This is a genomic window from Achromobacter sp. NFACC18-2 (assembly GCF_900108985.1).
Taxonomy (GTDB): Bacteria; Pseudomonadota; Gammaproteobacteria; order Burkholderiales; family Burkholderiaceae_B; genus Achromobacter.
Map to the genome: position 1 here is coordinate 183,463 of NZ_FNYM01000007.1, position 18,784 is coordinate 202,246.

22 protein-coding genes are annotated in these 18,784 nt (G+C 68.7%); 9 read left to right on the plus strand and 13 right to left on the minus strand.

Going from position 1 to position 18,784, the window contains the following annotated elements:
* The first annotated feature begins 54 nt into the window (after window positions 1–54).
* The 5 genes from BMW75_RS13095 to BMW75_RS13115 all read left to right on the plus strand — a co-directional run bounded on the left by BMW75_RS13095 (window position 55) and on the right by BMW75_RS13115 (window position 4,642).
* Window positions 55–951, plus strand: coding sequence for a TonB family protein (locus BMW75_RS13095; RefSeq protein ID WP_092579826.1), 897 nt, complete (start codon window positions 55–57; stop codon window positions 949–951).
* Window positions 948–1,811, plus strand: a complete 864-nt coding sequence (aroE, locus tag BMW75_RS13100) for a shikimate dehydrogenase (protein ID WP_092579828.1) — start codon at window positions 948–950, stop codon at window positions 1,809–1,811. Before BMW75_RS13095 ends, aroE begins: the two co-directional genes overlap by 4 nt.
* 5 nt (window positions 1,812–1,816) lie before the next feature.
* Window positions 1,817–2,539: a monofunctional biosynthetic peptidoglycan transglycosylase gene (gene mtgA, locus BMW75_RS13105; RefSeq protein WP_076518726.1), complete on the plus strand. Its 723-nt coding sequence runs from the start codon at window positions 1,817–1,819 to the stop codon at window positions 2,537–2,539.
* A gap of 94 nt (window positions 2,540–2,633) precedes the next feature.
* The gene (lptG, locus tag BMW75_RS13110; protein ID WP_076518725.1) at window positions 2,634–3,812 is read left to right on the plus strand and encodes an LPS export ABC transporter permease LptG; all 1,179 of its coding nucleotides are present in this window, start codon (window positions 2,634–2,636) and stop codon (window positions 3,810–3,812) included.
* Window positions 3,809–4,642 (plus strand): symmetrical bis(5'-nucleosyl)-tetraphosphatase, encoded by an 834-nt coding sequence (locus BMW75_RS13115; protein WP_092579830.1) that lies wholly within the window; start codon window positions 3,809–3,811, stop codon window positions 4,640–4,642. The genes lptG and BMW75_RS13115 overlap by 4 nt, the downstream gene beginning before the upstream one ends.
* Before the next feature lie 69 nt (window positions 4,643–4,711).
* Here BMW75_RS13115 and BMW75_RS13120 read toward each other — a convergent pair whose 3' ends face one another.
* The 6 genes from BMW75_RS13120 to BMW75_RS13145 are packed head-to-tail and all read right to left on the minus strand — an operon-like array spanning window position 4,712 to window position 9,650.
* Window positions 4,712–5,437, minus strand: coding sequence for an amino acid ABC transporter ATP-binding protein (locus tag BMW75_RS13120; protein ID WP_076518723.1), 726 nt, complete (start codon window positions 5,435–5,437; stop codon window positions 4,712–4,714).
* Window positions 5,434–6,150: an amino acid ABC transporter permease gene (locus BMW75_RS13125; RefSeq protein WP_076518722.1), complete on the minus strand. Its 717-nt coding sequence runs from the start codon at window positions 6,148–6,150 to the stop codon at window positions 5,434–5,436. The genes BMW75_RS13120 and BMW75_RS13125 overlap by 4 nt, the downstream gene beginning before the upstream one ends.
* Window positions 6,151–6,152: 2 nt before the next feature.
* Complete coding sequence (locus BMW75_RS13130) at window positions 6,153–6,854, minus strand: amino acid ABC transporter permease (RefSeq protein ID WP_076518721.1); 702 nt, start codon at window positions 6,852–6,854, stop codon at window positions 6,153–6,155.
* 28 nt (window positions 6,855–6,882) lie between these two features.
* Window positions 6,883–7,710, minus strand: a complete 828-nt coding sequence (locus BMW75_RS13135) for an ABC transporter substrate-binding protein (protein ID WP_076518720.1) — start codon at window positions 7,708–7,710, stop codon at window positions 6,883–6,885.
* A 51-nt stretch (window positions 7,711–7,761) separates the two neighbouring features.
* A complete protein-coding gene (locus BMW75_RS13140; RefSeq protein WP_092579832.1) occupies window positions 7,762–8,979 on the minus strand; it encodes an aminotransferase class I/II-fold pyridoxal phosphate-dependent enzyme in 1,218 nt (405 codons plus the stop codon).
* On the minus strand, window positions 8,976–9,650 hold the full coding sequence (locus tag BMW75_RS13145; RefSeq protein WP_076518718.1) for an RraA family protein: 675 nt from the start codon (window positions 9,648–9,650) through the stop codon (window positions 8,976–8,978). The genes BMW75_RS13140 and BMW75_RS13145 overlap by 4 nt, the downstream gene beginning before the upstream one ends.
* A gap of 214 nt (window positions 9,651–9,864) precedes the next feature.
* Here BMW75_RS13145 and BMW75_RS13150 point away from each other — a divergent pair, with 214 nt between their 5' ends.
* Entirely contained in the window at window positions 9,865–10,758 is an 894-nt protein-coding gene (locus tag BMW75_RS13150; protein ID WP_092579834.1) for a LysR family transcriptional regulator, read from the plus strand.
* A 14-nt stretch (window positions 10,759–10,772) separates the two neighbouring features.
* Here the strand turns inward: BMW75_RS13150 and BMW75_RS13155 are convergent, their stop codons facing one another.
* The 6 genes from BMW75_RS13155 to BMW75_RS13180 all read right to left on the minus strand — a co-directional run bounded on the left by BMW75_RS13155 (window position 10,773) and on the right by BMW75_RS13180 (window position 15,075).
* Window positions 10,773–11,513, minus strand: coding sequence for a lysophospholipid acyltransferase family protein (locus tag BMW75_RS13155; protein WP_092579836.1), 741 nt, complete (start codon window positions 11,511–11,513; stop codon window positions 10,773–10,775).
* Entirely contained in the window at window positions 11,510–12,844 is a 1,335-nt protein-coding gene (locus BMW75_RS13160) for a dihydroorotase (RefSeq protein ID WP_092579838.1), read from the minus strand. The genes BMW75_RS13155 and BMW75_RS13160 overlap by 4 nt, the downstream gene beginning before the upstream one ends.
* Window positions 12,841–13,761 (minus strand): aspartate carbamoyltransferase, encoded by a 921-nt coding sequence (locus tag BMW75_RS13165; protein ID WP_092579840.1) that lies wholly within the window; start codon window positions 13,759–13,761, stop codon window positions 12,841–12,843. Before BMW75_RS13165 ends, BMW75_RS13160 begins: the two co-directional genes overlap by 4 nt.
* A 21-nt stretch (window positions 13,762–13,782) precedes the next feature.
* Window positions 13,783–14,184, minus strand: a complete 402-nt coding sequence (ruvX, locus tag BMW75_RS13170) for a Holliday junction resolvase RuvX (RefSeq protein ID WP_076518713.1) — start codon at window positions 14,182–14,184, stop codon at window positions 13,783–13,785.
* The gene (locus BMW75_RS13175) at window positions 14,177–14,764 is read right to left on the minus strand and encodes a YqgE/AlgH family protein (protein WP_076518712.1); all 588 of its coding nucleotides are present in this window, start codon (window positions 14,762–14,764) and stop codon (window positions 14,177–14,179) included. Before BMW75_RS13175 ends, ruvX begins: the two co-directional genes overlap by 8 nt.
* A 146-nt stretch (window positions 14,765–14,910) precedes the next feature.
* Entirely contained in the window at window positions 14,911–15,075 is a 165-nt protein-coding gene (locus BMW75_RS13180) for a rubredoxin (RefSeq protein ID WP_003814980.1), read from the minus strand.
* Window positions 15,076–15,214: 139 nt separating this feature from the next.
* Here BMW75_RS13180 and BMW75_RS13185 point away from each other — a divergent pair, with 139 nt between their 5' ends.
* Genes BMW75_RS13185 through hemL form a run of 3 tightly spaced genes read left to right on the plus strand, consistent with a single transcriptional unit; the run spans window position 15,215 to window position 17,984 of the window.
* The gene (locus tag BMW75_RS13185; protein WP_092579842.1) at window positions 15,215–16,039 is read left to right on the plus strand and encodes a hydroxymethylpyrimidine/phosphomethylpyrimidine kinase; all 825 of its coding nucleotides are present in this window, start codon (window positions 15,215–15,217) and stop codon (window positions 16,037–16,039) included.
* Window positions 16,036–16,701, plus strand: coding sequence for a thiamine phosphate synthase (gene thiE / locus BMW75_RS13190; RefSeq protein ID WP_092579844.1), 666 nt, complete (start codon window positions 16,036–16,038; stop codon window positions 16,699–16,701). The genes BMW75_RS13185 and thiE overlap by 4 nt, the downstream gene beginning before the upstream one ends.
* Before the next feature lie 5 nt (window positions 16,702–16,706).
* Complete coding sequence (hemL, locus tag BMW75_RS13195; RefSeq protein WP_076521920.1) at window positions 16,707–17,984, plus strand: glutamate-1-semialdehyde 2,1-aminomutase; 1,278 nt, start codon at window positions 16,707–16,709, stop codon at window positions 17,982–17,984.
* A gap of 33 nt (window positions 17,985–18,017) precedes the next feature.
* On the opposite strand, the gene BMW75_RS13200 is transcribed toward hemL, so the two are convergent.
* Entirely contained in the window at window positions 18,018–18,770 is a 753-nt protein-coding gene (locus BMW75_RS13200; protein ID WP_092579846.1) for a lytic transglycosylase domain-containing protein, read from the minus strand.
* Window positions 18,771–18,784: the final 14 nt, after the last annotated feature.

Genomic DNA, 18,784 nt, shown 5'->3' on the forward strand with positions numbered 1-18,784 from the left:
TACAGCCTTCGGACGGACCACGCGGCGGGTCGGGACTCGACTTACAATGCCTTCGTGCAACGCGCCGAATCTCCCTCCGTGCTGAGCCGTTACCTCTGGTGGCTGGGCGCCCCCGCCCAGCACTACCTGCGCATCGGCATCGCGATCTCGCTGTTGGTGCACGCCGGCGCGCTGGCGTGGCGCTTCAGTTCGCCCGCGCCGACGCGCCCGCCCGTGACCAGCCTGGAGGTCGTGCTGCTCAACGCCCGCAGCGAGACCCCGCCTGAAACGCCGCGCACCGTGGCGCAAAACCAGATGACGGGCGGCGGCAACGCCGAACGCGGCCTGTCCACCACCCCGCTGCCCCAGACCGGCTCCTCCGCGGAGACCATCGTGCTGGAGGCCATGCGCCAGCGCCAGGTGCAGTTGGAGGCCGAGCAGGCCCGGCTGATGACCCAGTTGCGCTCGCCGCACAATGCCGGCCCCGAGCGCCAGGCGGTCAACCCGTGGCCCGACGGCGCCGACGTGGGCCAGGACGCCCAGGACCAGGCCAGCGTCATCCAGAATGCCCAGATCGCGGCGCTGGCGGCGCGAGTCCAGCAGTACAGCGCCGAGCCGCGCAAGCAGTTCGTCGCGCCCTCCGCCGAGGCGTCGCGCTACGCCGCGTACCTGGACGCCTGGCGCACCCGGATCGAAACGGTCGGCACCCAGCATTACCCCGACGAGGCGCGCGGCCGCATCTACGGGTCGCTGCGCATCACGGTGTCGGTGCGCGCCGACGGCAGCATCGCCGACGTCGAGATCGACCAGCCGTCGCCGCACGCGGTCCTGAACCAGGCGGCGCGCCGCATCGTCCAGCTTGCCGCGCCCTTTCCGCCCTTCCCTCCCGATATCGCCCGCGATACGGACGTGCTGGTCATCACCCGCACCTGGCATTTCGTCAACGACACTCTGGAAACACAGGCCCCATGACCGAGGCGATTTCCCAAGCCCGCTACGCCGTCATCGGCAATCCCATCGCGCACAGCCGCTCGCCCCAAATCCACGACCTGTTTTCGCGGCAGACCGGCAAGCCGCTGCGCTATGAACGCCTGCTCGCGCCGGTGGACGGTTTTGCCGACGCGGTCGCCGCGTTCGTGGCCGACGGCGGCGTGGGCCTGAATGTCACGGTGCCCTTCAAGCAGGAAGCGTATGCGCTGGCGGCCGCCCACTTGTCGCCCCGCGCGCGGCTGGCGGGCGCCGTCAACACCCTGTCCTGGCGCGACGGCGCCTGGCACGGCTGCAATACCGACGGCGTGGGCCTGGTGAACGATCTGTTGCGGCTGGGCGTGCGCCTTTCCGGCGCCGCCGTGCTGCTGGTGGGCGCCGGCGGCGCGGCGCGCGGCGTGCTGCAGCCCCTGGCCGAGGCCGGCTGCGCCCGCATCCGCATCGTGAACCGCACCGCGGCCCGCGCCGAGGAGCTGGCCGCCGCCTGGCGCGCAAGCGGCGTGTCGCCGCAAACCCGGGTGGACGCGGGCGCGCTGGCGGACGCCGCCGTGCCCGGCGGCTGGAACCTGGTCATCAACGCCACCGCGAGCGGCCTGCAGGATGCGGCCCCCGACCTGCCGTCCGGCCTGTACGCCGACGGCGCCGCGGCCTACGACATGATGTACGGCGCGCAGCCGACCGCGTTCATGCGCCAGGCCCAGGCCGACGGCGCGGCGCTGACGGCAGATGGGCTGGGCATGCTGGTCGGCCAGGCCGCCGAAAGCTTCACCCTCTGGCACGGCGTGCGCCCGGACCCGGCGCCGGTGCTGGCGGCGCTGCGCGAGGCCCTGGCGGCGGGACGCTGAGCGGCATGGCGACGCGCACTGGCCGAAATTGGTTCCGGATCACCACCGGCCTGCTGATGGCGCTGGTCTGCGCGGTCCTGCTGTACCAGTTCTGGCTGTTCGCCCAGGTGGTCTGGTACAACTACCGCGACCCCGGCAGCAGCGCGATCATGCGCGAAGAACTGTCGCGCCTGCGCAAGGACGACCCGGCCATCGAGCTGAAGTACGAATGGGTCCCCTACGACAAGATCAGCCGGTCGCTCAAGCGCGCCGTGGTCGCCTCCGAGGATTCCAATTTCACGGGCCACGAGGGGGTCGAATGGGACGCCATCCGCAAAGCCTGGGAGTACAACCAGAAGCAGCTCGAGGCGGGACGCTCCAAGATGCGCGGGGGCTCGACCATTACCCAGCAACTGGCCAAGAACCTGTTCCTGTCCGGCTCGCGCAGCTACCTGCGCAAAGGCCAGGAACTGGTATTGGCCTATATGATCGAGCATGTGATGAGCAAGGAACGGATCCTGGAGCTCTACCTGAACGTCGCCGAATGGGGCGTGGGCGTGTTCGGCGCCCAGGCCGCCGCCAAGCATTATTTCAATACCACCGCCGCCAACCTGGGCACGAGCCAGTCGGCCCGGCTGGCAGCCATGCTGCCCAATCCGCGCTTCTATGACAGCCACCGCCGATCCAACTACCTGAACTCCCGGGTCGGGGTGCTGACCCGCCGGATGCAGATGGTTGACATTCCCTGAAAGGGAAACCGGACAAATCGGTCCTATTGCGCCCTACCCGGCCGGCGGGATTTGTTAAGCTTTCACGTTTACGCGCTTCACTCCCCTTTTCCCCATGCGTACCGCACGTCGCTACCTGGCCCGCGAGGTCTATCGCTCTTGCGCAGTGGTCCTCCTGGCCCTGCTGGGCCTTTTCACGTTCTTTGCCCTGGTGGACGACCTGGACAACGTGGGCGACAAGTTCTCCATGATGGCCCTGCTGTACATGCAGGCGCTGGCGATCCCCACCCGGCTCTACGACCTTCTGCCCATCGGGCTCCTGATCGGCGCCATCCTGGCGCTCGCGGGCCTGGCCCAGCGCAACGAACTGGTGATCCTGCGCGTATCGGGGGTCAGCGGCATGCGCCTCTTGCGCATGCTGTGGGTCGTCACGATCCCGCTGATGATCGGCGCGGGCCTGTTGTCCGAATACGTCACGCCCTGGGCCGAAATCAAGACCGGCGAGGCCAACCTGATGTTCCGCGGCAAGGCCGGCGGCGACCGCCTCAAGAGCGGTTACTGGTTCAAGGAACCCACCGCCAACGGCGGCACCCGCATCATCAACATCGCCGAACTCAAAGGCGACGGCCAGGTGGCCGGCGTGACCCTCTACGAATTCAAGAAGGACCTGACGCTGTCGGCGCTGTCCACCGCGCCCACGGGCACGTTCACGCGCGGCGACCTGGTGCTCAAGGACGTGGCCGAGACGCGCCTGGACAATGAGGCCGCCTCGGCGCTGGCCAATGCGCGTCCGCCCAAGAACCCGCCCGCCACGGTCGTGAAGCTGCCCGAACGCTCCATCGACACCACGCTCAGCGCCGAGCGCCTGCTGGCGCGCGTGCTGACCCCCGAGCGCATGTCGATCATCACGCTGCTCGACTACGTGGACTACCTGCGCGACAACCAGTTGCAGTACGGCCGCCAGGTCGTCGCCCTGTGGCGCAAGCTGGCCTACCCCTTTACCCTGCTGGTGATGATCACCATCGCCGCGCCCATCGGCCTGATGCAGACCCGCCGCGGCGGCGTCGGCGCCAAGGTCTTCGTGGGCATCCTGCTGGGCGTGGGCTTTTTCATGCTGAACCAGTTGGCGCTGAACGTCGGCATGCTGGGCAAGTGGCCGCCCTGGCTGACCGCCCTGGGACCGAACCTGGGCGCCATGGCGCTGGCGCTGGGCGCCATGAGCTACATGGAATACCGTCACACCATTACCCGTCTCTTCCAGCAACGTTGGCCTTGGAGCAAGAGTCCCGCATGAACGGCAGTATCTGGATGATCGGCGACGTGCAGGGCTGCTGCTCGCCGCTGGATCGCTTGCTGTCCCACCCCGACCTGGTCGGGGACCCCTTGTCGCGCTTCTGGTTTGCCGGCGACCTGGTCAACCGCGGCCCGCAATCGCTCGACACGCTGCGCCGCATCATCGACCTGGGCGACCGCGCGACGGTGGTGCTGGGCAACCATGACCTGCACCTGCTGGCCACGGCCGCGGGCGTACGCAAGCCGTCAAAGTCCGACACGCTGGAGTCCATCCTGCGGGCGCCGGACGCGGCCGACCTGATCAACTGGCTGCGCGCGCGTCCGCTGGCGCATTTCGAGCAGAACCACCTGCTGGTCCACGCGGGCACGCTGGCCAAATGGGACGTCGCCAAGACGCTGTCCCTGGCCGGCGAAGTGCAGGACGCGCTGCGCGGTCCCAACTGGCAGAAGGCGCTGCAAAAGATGTACGGCAACGAGCCGGCCACCTGGAAGGAAGACCACAAGGGCGGCAAGCGGATGCGCGTGATCATCAACGCGCTGACGCGGATGCGCCTGTGCACGCCCAACGGCCACATGGAGTTCGCCACCAAGGTGACGCCGGGCGCCTGGCCGCCCGGGCTGGTGCCCTGGTTCGACGTGCCCAACCGCGCGACGCGCGACGTGACGACGGTGTTCGGGCATTGGTCGACGCTGGGGCTGCTGCAGCGGCCGGATGTGATCTGCCTGGACACCGGCTGCGTGTGGGGCGGGGCCCTGACGGCCTTGCGGCTGCAGGATCGCAAGCTGGTGCAGGTGAAATGCTCGCAGTTCCAGGATCCGCTGGCCGAATGAGCCTATCGCGGGGCGGCACGCCGCCCCGCACCCCGCTGCACCCCCTGACACGCGACGGCCGCCCGCCCCTCAGTGGCGGATTTCGGCCAGGAACTTCTGAGCCCGGGCCGTCTGGGGCCGCGTGAAAAAGTCTTCCGGCGTGCCGGTTTCGACGATGCGCCCCGCGTCCATGAACCACACGCGGTCCGCCACCTCCCGCGCGAAGCCCATTTCGTGCGTGACGCACACCATCGTCATGCCGTCCTTCGCCAGGCCTTTCATCACCTGCAGCACCTCGCCCACCATTTCCGGGTCCAGCGCGCTGGTCGGCTCGTCGAACAGCATGACCGGCGGGCTCATCGCCAGCGCGCGGGCGATGGCCACGCGCTGCTGCTGGCCGCCCGATAACTGGGCCGGATACGCCTGCGCCTTGTGCGCCAGGCCCACGCGCTCCAGCAGTTGCATGGCCCGCTCGCGGGCCTCGGGACGGCGCGCGCGCTTGAGCTGCAGCGGCGCCAGCATCAGGTTCTCGATCACGGACAGGTGCGGAAAGAGGTTGAATTGCTGGAACACGAAGCCGATGTGGCTGCGCAGCGTGTCCAGATGGACGTCGCTGCCATAGATGTCCTTGCCGTCGACCTCGATCACGCCCTTCTGGATGGGCTCGAGCCGGTTCACCGTGCGGATCAGCGTGGACTTGCCCGAGCCCGAAGGCCCGCACACCACCACGACCTCGCCCTGGGCGACCTGCGCGGTCACATCGGCCAGCGCCTGATACTCGCCGTACCACTTCTGCACTTCGGAAAATCGGATCATGTGGGCACCACTTTTTGCATGGGCGCAAGTCCGGCGCGCCGCCTGCCGATACGGCGTTCGGTCAGGTGCACCAGGGAACTCAGGCCAAAATTCAGGACGAAATAGGTCAGCGCCAGCAGCCCGAAGACCTCGAAGGGCTTGGTCAGCAGCACGCTGTTGATCTGGTTGGCGGCATAGGTCAGCTCCTGCACGCTGATCACGTACGCCAGCGACGTTTCCTTCACCGTGGACACGAACTGGCTCAGCATGCTGGGCAGCATGTTGTAGAGCGCCTGCGGCAGGATGACCCGTCGCATGGTCTGCAGGTACGACAGGCCCAGCGCCCGGCTGGCCTCCTGCTGGCCGGGAGGCAGGGCCTGGATGCCGGCGCGGATGATCTCGGCCAGATAGGCGCTTTCGTAGCAGACCAGCGCGACCACCATGGTGGTCGTGCCCGCGACGGGACGGCCGATGATGAGCGGCACGAAGAAGTACGCCCAGAAAATGAACATCAGCAGCGGCAGCCCGCGCACCAGATAGACCACGGCCGAGGACGGCCAATAGAAGATCCGGTAGGGACTGATGCGGCCCAGCGCCAGCAACACGCCGCACGGCAGCGCCAGCGCCAGGCTGACCGCGGCCAGGCCCAGGGTGGCCGCCAGGCCCCCGATGGGGCCATGCGGATACTGGCCGATCAGGAGCAGCAGCCAATTGTCTTTGAGGATGTCCCACATGGTCAGCGCACTCCCAGCGGACGGTAGCGTCGTTGCAGGATCGCACCGCCGCCCATGATCAGGAACGACAGCACGAGGTAGATCACCGTCACCACGGCATAGGCCTCGAAGGTGCGGAACGTGTTGTTCTCGATCTCGCGCGCGGCCGCCGTCAGCTCGGTCACGCCGATGGCCATCGCCAGGCTGGTGTTCTTGAGCAGCAGCAGGGTCTGGTTGAGCAACGGCGGAATCGCGATGCGGAACGCCTGCGGCAGAATGACCTTGCGCATCGTCTTCAGAAAGCTCAGGCCCAGGGCGCGCGACGCCTCGACCTGCCCCGGCGGGATGCCGCGCACCGCGCTGCGCAGGTCTTCGCAGACATAGGCCGACATCACCAGCCCGATCGCGATGCAGGACAGGATGAATTCGCTGCCGTGGCTGTTGAGCCAGTCGGTCACGCCTTGCGGCAGCAGCGCCGGAACGCCGAAATACCAGAACAGAATGTGCACCAGCATGGGCACGTTGCGGTGGAACGCGACATACGTCGCGACCACCCCATTGGCGATGGGCGAGCCCGTCAGGCGGATCACCGCCAGCAGGCTGCCCACGAAGAACGCCAGGATCCAGGCCAGCCCGGCCAGCGCCAGGGTGGTGATCAACCCCCTGAGCAGCCAGTCCGGATACTCGCCCTGGAAAATGGCGCTGAAGTCGAAGATGTAATGCATCGAACCAGGCTCCAGCACGCGCGGCGCGTCAACCCTTGATGGCTTCGATGCGGAAGTCGCGCTTGATGTTGAACTGCGTGCCCGCGCCGAACCACTTGTCGAAGGTCTTGGCGGCCTGGCCGGATGCTTCCATGCCGTCCAGCACCTTGTTCACCTGGTTCAGCATGGCCGTGTCGCCTTTGCGCACGCCCACGCCCCACGGCTCGACGAAGAGCGCCGGCTCCAGGATCTTGACCGGGACCGCGCTGGAGGCGGCCTGGTTCTGCAGCTTGACCAGCATCAGCTCCGACCCGACGAAGCCGCTCACCTTGCCCTGCTGCAGGGCCAGGAAGGCGCCGCTGGGATCCTTGAACGTGACGGGTTCGACATTGGGGATGTGCTTGCGCGCGCCTTGCTCGGACGACGAGCCGCGCACCGCGCTGACCCGCTTGCCGGCCAGGTCCGCCGGCGCCTTCAGGTCCTTGTCCGATGCGCGCGACAGCACCTTCTGCAGGCTCACGAAATGCTGGTGCGAATAGTCGATCTGCTTGGCGCGCTCCGGCGACCAGCCCAGGTTGGCGGCCACCACGTCCACGCGGCCGGCGATCAGCTCGGGGATGCGGGCCTCGACGGCGATCAGCTTGAGTTCGAGCGGCACGCCCAGGCTGTCGGCCAGGGCCTGGCACACGTCGACTTCATAGCCGACGATGCCGCGGGTCTTCGGATCCTGGAAGCTGAACGGCTCGGCCGTCCCCATGGTGCCGCAGATGAACTTGCCCCGCGCCTTGATGTCCTGCAGCGTGTCGGCGTGGGCGGCAGGCGCGAGCGTGGCGGCCAGGCCGACGGCGGCCACCAAGGAGGAGATAACGGTTTTCATGCGATTTCCCTTTGGAATATAGGTCTGGGTACTACCGAAAAAATCGGGGGTTCAGGTCAGCGCGGCGCAGGCTTGGCGAATGCGGCGGCAGCCCTCTTCGATGTTCTCCATCGAGGTCGCGAAGCTCAGCCGCAGGTACGGCGACAAGCCATAGGCGGCGCCGTCCAGCGCGGCCACGCCCGCCTCGTCCAGCAGGAACATCACCACGTCCAGGTCGCTTTGCAGCGTGCGGCCGGACGGCGTGCGCCGGCCGAGCAGGCCCTCGACCGACGGGTAGACGTAGAACGCGCCTTGCGGGACCGGGCAGCGGATGCCCGGCACCTCGTTGAGCAGGGCCACGATGCGGTCGCGCCGTGCGTGGAACAGGGCGGTGGCGTCATGCACGCATTGCTGGTCGGCCGACAACGCGACGCGCGCGGCCGACTGGCTGATCGCGCTGACGCAGCTCGTGCTTTGCGAGATCAGCGTGGCCATCGCCTTGATGAGAGGCTTGGGGCCGCCCGCGTAGCCAAGGCGCCAGCCGGTCATCGCATACGCCTTGGACACGCCGTTGATCGTCAGCGTGCGCGCGGCCAGTTCGGGCGACACGGCGGCGGGCGACATATGGCGCGCACAGCCGTAGGCCAGGTGCTCATAGATCTCGTCGGTCATGAGCCAGACCTGCGGATGCCGCGCCAGCACCTGCGCCAGCGCGCGCAGTTCGTCCGCGTCGTACATCGCGCCGGTGGGGTTGCTTGGCGTGTTCAACAGCACCCACTTCGTGCGCGGGGTGATGGCGCGTTCCAGCGCGGCCGGCGTCAGCTTGAACCCGTCGGATTCCGGGCAGGCCACCACCACCGGCGTACCGTCGTTGACCAGCACCATGTCGGGATAGGACACCCAGTACGGCGCGGGAATGATGACTTCGTCGCCCGCCTGCACCGTGGCGGCCAGCGCCGTGAAGATCAGCTGCTTGGCGCCCACGCCGACGATGAGTTCATCCAGCCCGTACGCCAGGCCGTTTTCGTGCTGGAACTTGGCGCGCACGGCCTCCAGCAAGGGCCGGGCGCCCACGGACGAGGTGTAGCGGATATCGCCGCTGTTGAGCGCGTCGATGCCGGCCTGGACGATATGGCCGGGCGTGGGCAGATCCGGTTCGCCCACCGTGAAGTCGATGATGTCGCGGCCCTGCGCGCGCAACTGGTCCACCCGGCTCTTGGCCATCATGCTGGGCGACGGCTTGATGGCGCGGGCCCGTTCGGCCAGGAATTCGCTTGCGGCGGCGTTCATGCCAGCCCCTTCGCGGCAAAGGCGGCCTGCATCCAGCTCTGCGTCTTCGCGCCGGTGGCGATTTCGGCCATGATGCGCGCTTCCTTGTCGGCATGGGCGCGCGCCGCGGCGATCAGCGCCTCGGCGTCCGACGGCGCAAAGCTCACCAGCCCGTCCTCGTCGCCCACCAGGATGTCACCGGGCTGGATCACCTGCCCGCCGATCGAAACCGGCACATTGACCTCGCCCGGGCCGTCCTTGTAGGGACCGCGATGGATGTGGCCGCGCGCATAGCACGGGAAGCTGTCGGCCTCGAAGGCCGCGACATCGCGGATGGCGCCGTCGACGACGACGCCTGCGCAGCCGTGGATCTGCAGGTAGCGCTTCATGATTTCGCCAAGCACGGCGTTGGACAGATCGCCGCCCGCGTCGATCACCAGGACGTGGCCCGGCTCGATCTGCATCATGGCCTTGTAGATCAGCAGGTTGTCGCCGGGCCGGGTCTTGACGGTCAGCGCGGTGCCCACCAGCTTGCCGCCGCCGCTGTAGCGGCGCAGGCCGGTGATGCCTTCGCGGCGCGCGAGGTTGTCGCTCAGATGCGGGGTGACGATGCCGGCAAGCGCTTCGAGGATGGAAGCGGGAGCGACGGGGGATGCCGGCAATATGCGTGCGCCGGTGGAAATGGAAGCCATGACGGTCTGCGAGTCCTGAGTCGAAGGCCTGCCGTTCCCCGGGGTGCCAAGCCAAGTGTACGGACGGCCAGAAATGAGTCAGACCGAATGGTGCGAGCTTTTGCGGTTCCGAAAAAGGGATTAAATTTCAGCGAACTTCATCTATTTTTGGAATATAGGGGTTACCCCTTAATGGAAATTTCGGAATGAACACCCCTTCCTGCGGCACCTGCGCATGCTGACTTTCAAGCAGATCGAGGCCTTGTACTGGACGGTGCGGCTGGGCACGTTTTCGGCCTCGGCGCAAAAGCTGCACACCACGCAATCGGCGATCACCAAGCGCATCCAGGAGCTGGAAGCCGACTTCGATATCGCGCTTTTCGACCGATCCGGACACCGCGCCGAGCTCACGGCGCGCGGCCACGAAATCTATGCGCTGGCCGAACAGATGCTGGGCCACCGGGACCGCCTGCTTGCGCGGCTGAAGGGGCAGCACACGCTGACGGGCACTTTCCGTTTCGGCATCACCGAAATCACGGCGATGACCTGGCTGCCCGCCCTGATCCGCCTGCTGCGCGCCCACTATCCGCGCATCACGCTGGAACCGCACATCGACCTGGGCGCCGACCTGCTCAAGCGGCTGCAGGCGGGACAATTGGACATGGCTTTCCTGCATGGGGAATTCGCCGAACCGAACCTGCAGGTCGTGGCGCTGCAGCGCCTGGAATTCGCGTGGATGGGCAGCCCCGACCTGATCGACGCCAGCCGCATCTACACGCCCGCCGACATCGCCCAGCTGCCGCTCTTGCGCCAGAGCCGCGAGTCCGGACTGAACATGATCTACGACGGCTGGCTGCGGCCCCACACGGCCGCCAGCAACATCTTCACCATCAACAGCCTGATCGCCATGGCGGGCCTGACGGCCGCCGGCTTCGGCGTCAGTTGCCTGCCGCGCGACTACTTCGCCGACATGGTCGCCGCCAGGCAACTGGTGATTGCGCGGACCAGCGTCGCGCCGCCCCAATCGGTCTACAGCGCGATGTTCCGCCGCGACGCCGATGTGGCGTTTTGCGAAAGCGTGGCGGAACTGGCCGAGAGCTGCTGCGAGTTTTCAGCGGGGTGGCGGTAGTCCGGGCCGAAGACTCAGAGCACGCTCAGAATCGCGTCCCTGGCCTGGTGCGACAGCTCGAGCCGCGTGGGCAGGCTGCCGTCCGGATGACGCGCGGCCAGCGGCGGCAGGAAGACGACTTCAACCGCCAACCCCGTCACGCCCAGCACGCGCCAGAGATTGGCCACCAGCGACTCCTCGCCGACGAATGCCGCGTAGCCGCTGCGCTTGCCGTGCTGCAGGAATCGCAGCGCGACCGGCTGGATCTCCACGGCGGCCGCGCGGGCGGGCTCGAACAGGCTGGCGTGAAAGGGCAGCAGATCGAAGCCTTCGCTCGTCGTGCCTTCAGGGAACAGGCCGACGGCGTCGCCCTGCTTGAAGCGGACCTGCATCGATTCGCCCATCGCATGCACGGCGTGGCGTTGGCCGCGTTCGATGAACAGCGTGCCCGCGCCGGCGACCAGCCACCCGATCACGGGCCAGGCGCGGATTTCGCTCTTGGCCACGAACGACGTTGCACGGGCCGAGTTGAGCACGAAGATGTCGATCCACGAGACGTGGTTCGCCACCAGCAGCACCGGGCCTTCCAGGCGCGGCTCGCCCTTGAAGTAGACCTTCAGTCCACAGGCCGCCATCAGCCAGCGCGACCAGCGGCGGTTCAGCCGCGCGCGGGCCGCGGGGCGCATCAGGGGATAGGCCAGGCCCACGCAGAGCAGGCCGAACACGATCAGGGGCAGGACAAGGCTCAGCCGTAGGACAAAGCGCAGCAGCTTCAAACTGGAGTCTCCCAGGCCGGCTCGCCACCGACCACGGTGGCGCGTACCCGGCCGGGCAGCATCATACCCGCGAAAGGTGTATGGACGCCGCGGCTCTGCAACGCGCCGGGCATGACCATCCATTCGGCGTCCAGGTCCGCCAGGCACAGATCCGCCGGTGCGTCCACGCCCAGGTGGCCGCAAGGCCCGATGCGCGGCGCGACGGCGGCCAGCACGGCGGCCGGGCCCGAGGTCACGCGCGCAAGGGCTTCGCCGATGGGCCGGCGGCTGTCGCGCGCCCACTTCAGGGCCAGCGACAGCAGCAGCTCCAGTCCGGTCGCGCCGGGCGTGGCGGACGCGAACGGCGCGGCCTTGCCGCGCGCGTCGACCGGCGTATGGTCCGAACACAGGGCATCGACCACGCCGTCGGCCAGGGCAGCCTGGATCGCGTCGCGGTCGCGCTGGCCGCGCAGCGGCGGATTCAAGCGATGATTCGTGTCGAAAAAGCCGATGTCCACATCGGTCAGGTGCAGGCTGTTGGCGGACACGTCGGCCGTGACCGGCAGGCCCTCGCGCCGGGCCGCGCGCAGCAGATCCAGCCCCGCCGCCGTGGACAGGCGCGCCAGATGCACGCGCGCGCCCGTCGCGCGCTGCAATTCGAAGATCGTGTGCAGCGCCACGGTCTCCGCCTGCGCGGGCAGGCCTTCGAGGCCCAGGCGCGCGGCGTAGGGACCGCTGGCCGCCACGGTCTCGCGTGCCAGCCAGGCGTCCTGCGGACGCAGCCACAGCGCCTGGCCCAGGCCGCTGGCATAGTGCATCGCGCCCCACAGCACCCGCGTATCGGCAACGCCGGATTCGCCCTGCGAGAAGGCGATGCAGCCCGCCTGCGCCAGCAGCGACATTTCCGTCAGCGTCTCGCCGGCCAGCCCCACGGTCATGGCGCCCAGCGGATGGATCGCGCATTGCCCGGACTGGGCATGGCGCATCAGCGCCTCGACCTTGCCGGGCTCGTCGGGTGGGCCATCGGCGTCGGGCGGCAGCACCAGCCGCGTCACGCCGCCGGCCAACGCCGCGCGCAACTCGGCGGGCGCAAAGCCCGCTTGGCCTGTATGGCCCGTATGCCCAATCTGGCCCCCATGCCCCACATGCCCCGCTTGCGCAACGCGCGCCGACAGGTCGATCAGGCCCGGCAGCACCGCCAGCCCGGTGGCGTCGATGCGGCGGTCGGCCTGGAATCCGTCGGGCGCCGCGCCCACCGCGACGACGCTGCCTTGCGCGAGGTAGAGATCGTGCTGGCCATCCACGCCGTTCGCGGGATCGATCAGGCGGCCGTTGGCGATGTGCAGCCTCATGCCAGGTCTCCGGCGAGCACGCGCAGGACGGCGGCGCGCAGCGGCTGCTCCAGCGCCGCAAGGCGGGCCTCGACAGGCTCCAGCCCGGCCGCGATGTCGCCGTCCACTTCCACGCCGGGCGCCAGCCGGCCGGCGGGCAACACCATGACGTCAGGCTTGGCGAGCGCCAGCGCAGCCGGCGTCAGTCCGTGGGTGCAGGCGTACTCGCGGGCGGATGGCAGTTGCGCGCCGCTGATGTCTTCAACGTTCAGCGGCAGCGCGATGACCACATCCGCGTCGCGCAGGCTTTCCTGCAGGGTCGCGCACGCGCGCACACCCAGTTGAGGCAGGCCCTCGGGCAGCAGCGTGCGCGGCGCCGCAACCCGCACTTCGGGCACGCCCAGCGTGGTCAGCAGATGGATGGCGGACCGCGCCAGGCGCGAATGGCGGATGTCGCCCAACAGGGTCACGACGAGGCGGGTGAGGTCGGGCTTGATATCGAGGATGGCCTGCACCAGCGCCAACGCAGGCACGGGATCGGCGTGCCGGCCGTCGCCCGCATTGAGCACATGCAGGCCGGGCGCGGCATGCGCGGCGGCGCAGTGGGCCGCGCCGCTCTGGGCGTGGCGCAGCACCAGCACGCCCGGGGCGAGCGCGCCGACTGTTTCGGCGAGCGCCTCGTCGGCGCCTGCCTGCAGCGGCACCGGCAGCATCGACAGGCTGGCCGCGGCGGCGGCGTAGGCGTCGCGGTCGGCGGCGTGCGCGTCGGGCAGGCACAGGAACACCGGCATGCCCGACGCCGCATGCGGCGTCGCATCGCCGGCGCGCGCCTGCGCGCGCGCCATCTCCAGCAGCCGTTCGACGTGACGGCGCGGCAGGCCCTCGGTGGTCAGCAGATGCGTGAGTTCGCCGCGGCGATCAAGTTGCGGATTGAGCATGGGCAGGACAGGCCGCGGCCATCACGCCGCGGGCAAGGCATCAAGATAGCGTTGCAGGATAACCGCCGCGGCCATCGCATCGTCGGCGGCGTGCGTGCCCAGCAGGCGCTGCGCCTCCATGCTGGAGCCGCGTTCGTCCACGAGTTCGACGGCAACGCCGAAGCGGCCATGAAGCTGGTTGGCAAACCGACGGCAGCGGGCCGTGGCGGGCTGCTCGCCGCCCTCGGCGTCCAGCGCCAGTCCGACCACGACGCGGTGCGGCTGCCATTCCTGCAGCAGCGCCGCGATGCGGCCGAAGCGGGCATCGCGGACCTCGCTGAAAATGATTTCGAGCGGGCGCGCCTGGCGCGTCAGCGTGTTGCCGATGGCAATGCCGATCTTCTTCTCGCCGAAGTCGAAGGCCAGCAGCGTTTCTTCAGGCATGGCCCGCGTCGCCGGCCAGCATGACGGGATCGATGCCCAGCAGCTTGAGCGCGGCGGGATAGCGTTCCTCGGGCGGCACCTCGAAGATGATGTGGGCGTCCGCGCCCACGCTCAACCAGGCGTTCTGGCCCATCTCGCTTTCGAGCTGGCCCGCGCCCCAGCCGGCATAACCCAGGGTGACCAACATGCGCGCAGGCCCGTTGCCGTCGGCCACGGCCTGCAGCACGTCGCGCGAGGTGGTCAGCGCCATGTCGCCCAGCTTGATGCTGGAGCTGTAGTCGCCGGCGGGCGCGTGCAGCACGAACCCGCGATCCGTCTGGACCGGTCCGCCGAAAAAGACGAACGTGTCCTTCACCGGTCCGATTTCCAGCGTCAGGTCGATACGCTCGAACAGCGTGCCCAGGGTCAGGTCGGTGGGCCGGTTGATGACCAGGCCCAGCGCGCCGCGTTCGGTGTGTTCGCACACGTAGATGACGGAGCCAGCCAGGCTTCCTTCCACCATGCCCGGCATGGCGATCAGGAACTGATTGGCGAAATTGGCCGCCTGTGTCGTGGCGTCTTCGTGGTGCTTTTCCGTCATGGCAACCCCTTCATGGGTAGTCTGGATGAACCGTTGGAGCGATCGCGCGCGCGCGACCCGGCAGGCCGGACGGCACTCCGACGGTTACGAGGGATGGGGCATGACCCATCTTACGGGCCCTGGCGGAATATGTCGGCGGAACGGCTTCAGATTTCCATCAGCTCAAAGTCCTCTTTGCGGGCGCCGCATTCGGGACAGACCCAATTGGGCGGCACGTCTTCCCAGCGGGTGCCGGGAGCAATGCCCTCGTCGGGCAGGCCGGCCTCTTCGTCATAGACCCAGCCACAAATCAGACACATCCAAGTACGCATAGTTCTCTCTTACATCAATTCCCCACCGGCGAGCCCGCGGCGGGGCAAAGGTGGGGGGCTTCCATTAGAATGGGGACAATCTTACCGAAACCCAATAGGGGTTCCCCTGATTCATGCCAAATGATCCGGAGAGCCCCCGATCAAGCGCAGTCAAGTGGCCCCCGTTACTCCCCCTCTCGTTTTGGTCTTCGGCCCGCTCGATCCTTCGGGATCGGATGGACTGCCCGCAGACGCCGTCACCTGCGCCCGCCTCGGCTGTCATGGCCTGGCGGCCGTGACCGCGCTGACCGTGCAGGACACCGCCGGCATCGAAGAAATCCACCCCGTCTCGCCCGACCTGCTGGACGACCAGGCGCGCTGCCTGCTCGAAGACATGTCGGTGCAGGCCATCAAGGTGGGCGGACTATACACCGCGGAAACGGCCAGCGTGGCCGCGCAGGTCGCCGCCGACTACAGCCAGGTGCCGCTGGTGCTGCACCTGGGCCAGCGCGCCCAGTTGCCCGCCGACGCGGCCGACGAGGACGAAGCCGACGACCTGCTGGCCGCGACCCTGGAACTGGTGCTGCCGCAGACCGATCTGCTGGTCATCGAGCACCTGCGCCTGGCGCAATGGCATGCCGACGGCGACATTGATATCGGGGACGCACCGACACCCATGCATGCGCTGGTGGCCGCCGGCGCGGAATGGGTCCTGGTGCTGGGCAGCCCCCAGCGTCCCGGCCACTTCGCCAATGTGCTGCTCGGCCCCGGCGGCCAGACGCATACCTGGCCCTGGCAGACACCCCCGGATCGCAACGGCGACGCCGGCGGGCTGGCGGCCACCGCGATCACCGCCATGCTGGCGCGCGGCCTGGAGATGCCCGAGGCGGTGCGGCAGGGCCTGGCGCACGCCGACGCGTCGGTGGCGGCCAGTTTCCTGCCGGGCATGGGCCGGCGCATCCCCAACCGGATCCTGCCCCAATGAAACCGCTACGATTTCCCGCCGGCCTGTATGGCGTGACGCCCGAATGGGACGACACCGACCGCCTGCTGCAAGCCGTGCGCGATGCCGCCGCGGGCGGCATGCGGGCGCTGCAACTGCGCCGCAAGCAGGTGCCCGACGCGGTGCGCGCCGCGCAGGCCCGCGCGCTGGCGCCGCTGTGCCGCGAACTGGGCGTGGTGTTCCTCATCAATGACGACTGGCGCCTTGCGCTGGAGGTCGGCGCCGATGGCGCCCACGTCGGCCGTGACGATGAAAGCCTTGCGCACATCCGCCGCGAAGCCGGTCCCGACCTGATCCTGGGCGGCTCCAGCTACGACGACCTGGCGCGCGCGCGCGAATTGCTGGACGGCGGCGCCGATTACATCGCGTTCGGCGCCATGTTCGCGTCCACGGTCAAGCCCGACACGGTGCGCGCGCCGCTGTCCGTCCTGACCGAGGCCCGCCGCCTCGCGGACGAGCGCGACGCGCCGCGTCCCGCCGTGGTCGCCATCGGCGGCATCACGCCCGCCAACGCCCCGCTGGTGGTCCAGGCCGGCGCCGATTCCATCGCCGTCATCACCGCCCTGTTCGAAGCGCCCAGCATCCGGGCTGCCGCCGCAGCCTGCTCGGCGCCCTATTCTCCCAACTTCCACCGCAAGCCTTGATCGCCATGTCCAGTAACGCTCAGCTATTCGAACGCGCCTGCCGCAGCATCCCCGGCGGCGTCAACTCGCCCGTGCGCGCCTTCCGCTCCGTGGGCGGCACACCGCGTTTCATCAAGCGCGCGCAGGGTCCGTACGTGTGGGACGCGGAAGACAAGCAGTACATCGACTACGTGGGCTCCTGGGGCCCCGCCATCCTGGGCCATTCGCATCCTGAAGTCGTGCGCGCGGTTCAGGAAGCTGCCGTCAACGGCCTGTCCTTCGGCGCCCCCACCGAAGCCGAAATCGAGCTGGCCGAAGTGCTGATCTCGCGCCTGCCCTCGCTGGAACAGGTGCGCCTGGTCAGCTCCGGCACCGAGGCCACCATGACGGCCATCCGCCTGGCGCGCGGCGCCACCGGCCGCGCCAAGATCGTCAAGTTCGAAGGCTGTTACCACGGCCATTCCGACAGCCTGCTGGTCAAGGCCGGCTCGGGCCTCTTGACCTTCGGCAATCCCAGCTCGGCCGGTGTGCCCCCGGAATTCGTCTCGCACACGCTGACCCTGGAATACAACAACCTGGACGCGGTGCGCGAGGCCTTCGCCCAGCACGGCGCCGACATCGCCTGCATCATCGTGGAGCCGGTTGCCGGCAACATGAACCTCATCAAGCCGGCGCCCGGCTTCCTGGAAGGGCTGCGCGAGGTCTGCACGCAGCACGGCGCGCTGCTGATCTTCGACGAGGTCATGACGGGCTTTCGCGTCGGACCGCAAGGCGTGCAGGGCCTGACCGGCGTCAAGCCCGACATCACCACGCTGGCCAAGGTGATCGGCGGCGGCATGCCGGTGGGCGCCTTCGGCGGCAGCGCCGAGGTCATGAAGCACATCGCGCCGCTGGGCGGCGTCTACCAGGCCGGCACGCTGTCGGGCAATCCGGTGGCCGTGGCCGCGGGCCTGGCGACGCTGCGCCTGATTGCCGCGCCGGGCTTCTACGAAACGCTGTCGGCCCAGACCGCCAAGCTCGCCCAGGGCCTGCAGGCGCGCGCCCGCAAGGCCGGCCTGCCGTTCTCGGCGGATTCGGTGGGCGGCATGTTCGGCATCTATTTCAGCGACTCGGTGCCGGCCTCGTTTGCGCAGGTCTCGGCGTGCGACACGGCGGCGTTCAACCGCTTCTTCCACGCCATGCTGGAGAACGGCGTGCATTTCGCGCCGTCCGCCTTCGAAGCGGGCTTCGTGTCGGCCACGCACGACGACGCCGTCATCCAGGCCACGCTGGACATCGCGGAAAAGGTGTTCGCGGGCCTTTGAGTCCGCCGGGAGCGGCGCCCCCGCCCGCTCCCTTCACGGCGCCTTGTACTGCTCGTACAGGGCGGTCACGTTCTTCACGTAGGCCTGGGTTTCCGCATAGGGCGGCACCGCGTCGTACTTGCGCACGGCCCCCTCGCCCGCGTTGTAGGCGGCCAGCGCCAGGTCCAGGCGGCCGGGATACCGGTCGATCAGCCGGCGCAGATGGCGCGAGCCGGCCTGCACGTTGGTCGCCGGATCCACCAGCGCCCGCTCCACATCATCCACCGACAGCAGCGGCGCGGCCGTGGCCGGCATGAGCTGCATCAGTCCCAGCGCCCCCTTGGGCGAACGCGCATCGCTGCGAAAGCCCGACTCGATGGCGATGATCGCGGTCAGCAGCGCCTGATCCACGCCGGAGTCCAGCGCGGCGCGGGCGATCAGATTGTCATGCTTGGTCGTCGGCTTGACCGTGCTCCAGCGCAGCGCCGGCTCGGCGGGCGCGCGGGTCTGGCGGCGCGCGCCGTCGCCGGCTTCGGGCTCACAGGTCAGGCACAGCTTTTCGGCGCCCGTGCGCACCGCGGTGCGCGCCTGCGCGCGCTTGTAGTATTTGCCGGTGCCGGCAGGCACCTTCATCGACCGCCACACGCCGAACGGATCCTTGTAGCGGTAGGTCTCGGCCGCCTGGGCCGTCGCGGAGGTCGCCAGCGCCAGAGCGCCCGTCGCCAGCGCCGCCACCGCCGCCATCCCGCCGGCGCGCGCCAGGAGGGCGCGCGTGGCCGAAAGGAGGGGAGTGGGTGGTTGGGACATGGGACGGGGCTCCG

What these genes read in the sequence shown, in the direction of transcription:
- BMW75_RS13120 (WP_076518723.1), bottom strand. Translation starts at nt 5,437, where the DNA reads ATGATCCGATTTTCCGAAGTGCAGAAGTGGTACGGCGAGTATCAGGCG.
- BMW75_RS13140 (WP_092579832.1), bottom strand. Translation starts at nt 8,979, where the DNA reads ATGAACGCCGCCGCAAGCGAATTCCTGGCCGAACGGGCCCGCGCCATC.
- BMW75_RS13145 (WP_076518718.1), bottom strand. Translation starts at nt 9,650, where the DNA reads ATGGCTTCCATTTCCACCGGCGCACGCATATTGCCGGCATCCCCCGTC.
- BMW75_RS13180 (WP_003814980.1), bottom strand. Translation starts at nt 15,075, where the DNA reads ATGCGTACTTGGATGTGTCTGATTTGTGGCTGGGTCTATGACGAAGAG.
- BMW75_RS13175 (WP_076518712.1), bottom strand. Translation starts at nt 14,764, where the DNA reads ATGACGGAAAAGCACCACGAAGACGCCACGACACAGGCGGCCAATTTC.
- BMW75_RS13200 (WP_092579846.1), bottom strand. Translation starts at nt 18,770, where the DNA reads ATGTCCCAACCACCCACTCCCCTCCTTTCGGCCACGCGCGCCCTCCTG.
- BMW75_RS13135 (WP_076518720.1), bottom strand. Translation starts at nt 7,710, where the DNA reads ATGAAAACCGTTATCTCCTCCTTGGTGGCCGCCGTCGGCCTGGCCGCC.
- BMW75_RS13125 (WP_076518722.1), bottom strand. Translation starts at nt 6,150, where the DNA reads ATGTGGGACATCCTCAAAGACAATTGGCTGCTGCTCCTGATCGGCCAG.
- BMW75_RS13160 (WP_092579838.1), bottom strand. Translation starts at nt 12,844, where the DNA reads ATGAGGCTGCACATCGCCAACGGCCGCCTGATCGATCCCGCGAACGGC.
- BMW75_RS13115 (WP_092579830.1), top strand. Translation starts at nt 3,809, where the DNA reads ATGAACGGCAGTATCTGGATGATCGGCGACGTGCAGGGCTGCTGCTCG.
- BMW75_RS13165 (WP_092579840.1), bottom strand. Translation starts at nt 13,761, where the DNA reads ATGCTCAATCCGCAACTTGATCGCCGCGGCGAACTCACGCATCTGCTG.
- hemL (WP_076521920.1), top strand. Translation starts at nt 16,707, where the DNA reads ATGTCCAGTAACGCTCAGCTATTCGAACGCGCCTGCCGCAGCATCCCC.
- ruvX (WP_076518713.1), bottom strand. Translation starts at nt 14,184, where the DNA reads ATGCCTGAAGAAACGCTGCTGGCCTTCGACTTCGGCGAGAAGAAGATC.
- BMW75_RS13150 (WP_092579834.1), top strand. Translation starts at nt 9,865, where the DNA reads ATGCTGACTTTCAAGCAGATCGAGGCCTTGTACTGGACGGTGCGGCTG.
- lptG (WP_076518725.1), top strand. Translation starts at nt 2,634, where the DNA reads ATGCGTACCGCACGTCGCTACCTGGCCCGCGAGGTCTATCGCTCTTGC.
- thiE (WP_092579844.1), top strand. Translation starts at nt 16,036, where the DNA reads ATGAAACCGCTACGATTTCCCGCCGGCCTGTATGGCGTGACGCCCGAA.
- BMW75_RS13130 (WP_076518721.1), bottom strand. Translation starts at nt 6,854, where the DNA reads ATGCATTACATCTTCGACTTCAGCGCCATTTTCCAGGGCGAGTATCCG.
- mtgA (WP_076518726.1), top strand. Translation starts at nt 1,817, where the DNA reads ATGGCGACGCGCACTGGCCGAAATTGGTTCCGGATCACCACCGGCCTG.
- aroE (WP_092579828.1), top strand. Translation starts at nt 948, where the DNA reads ATGACCGAGGCGATTTCCCAAGCCCGCTACGCCGTCATCGGCAATCCC.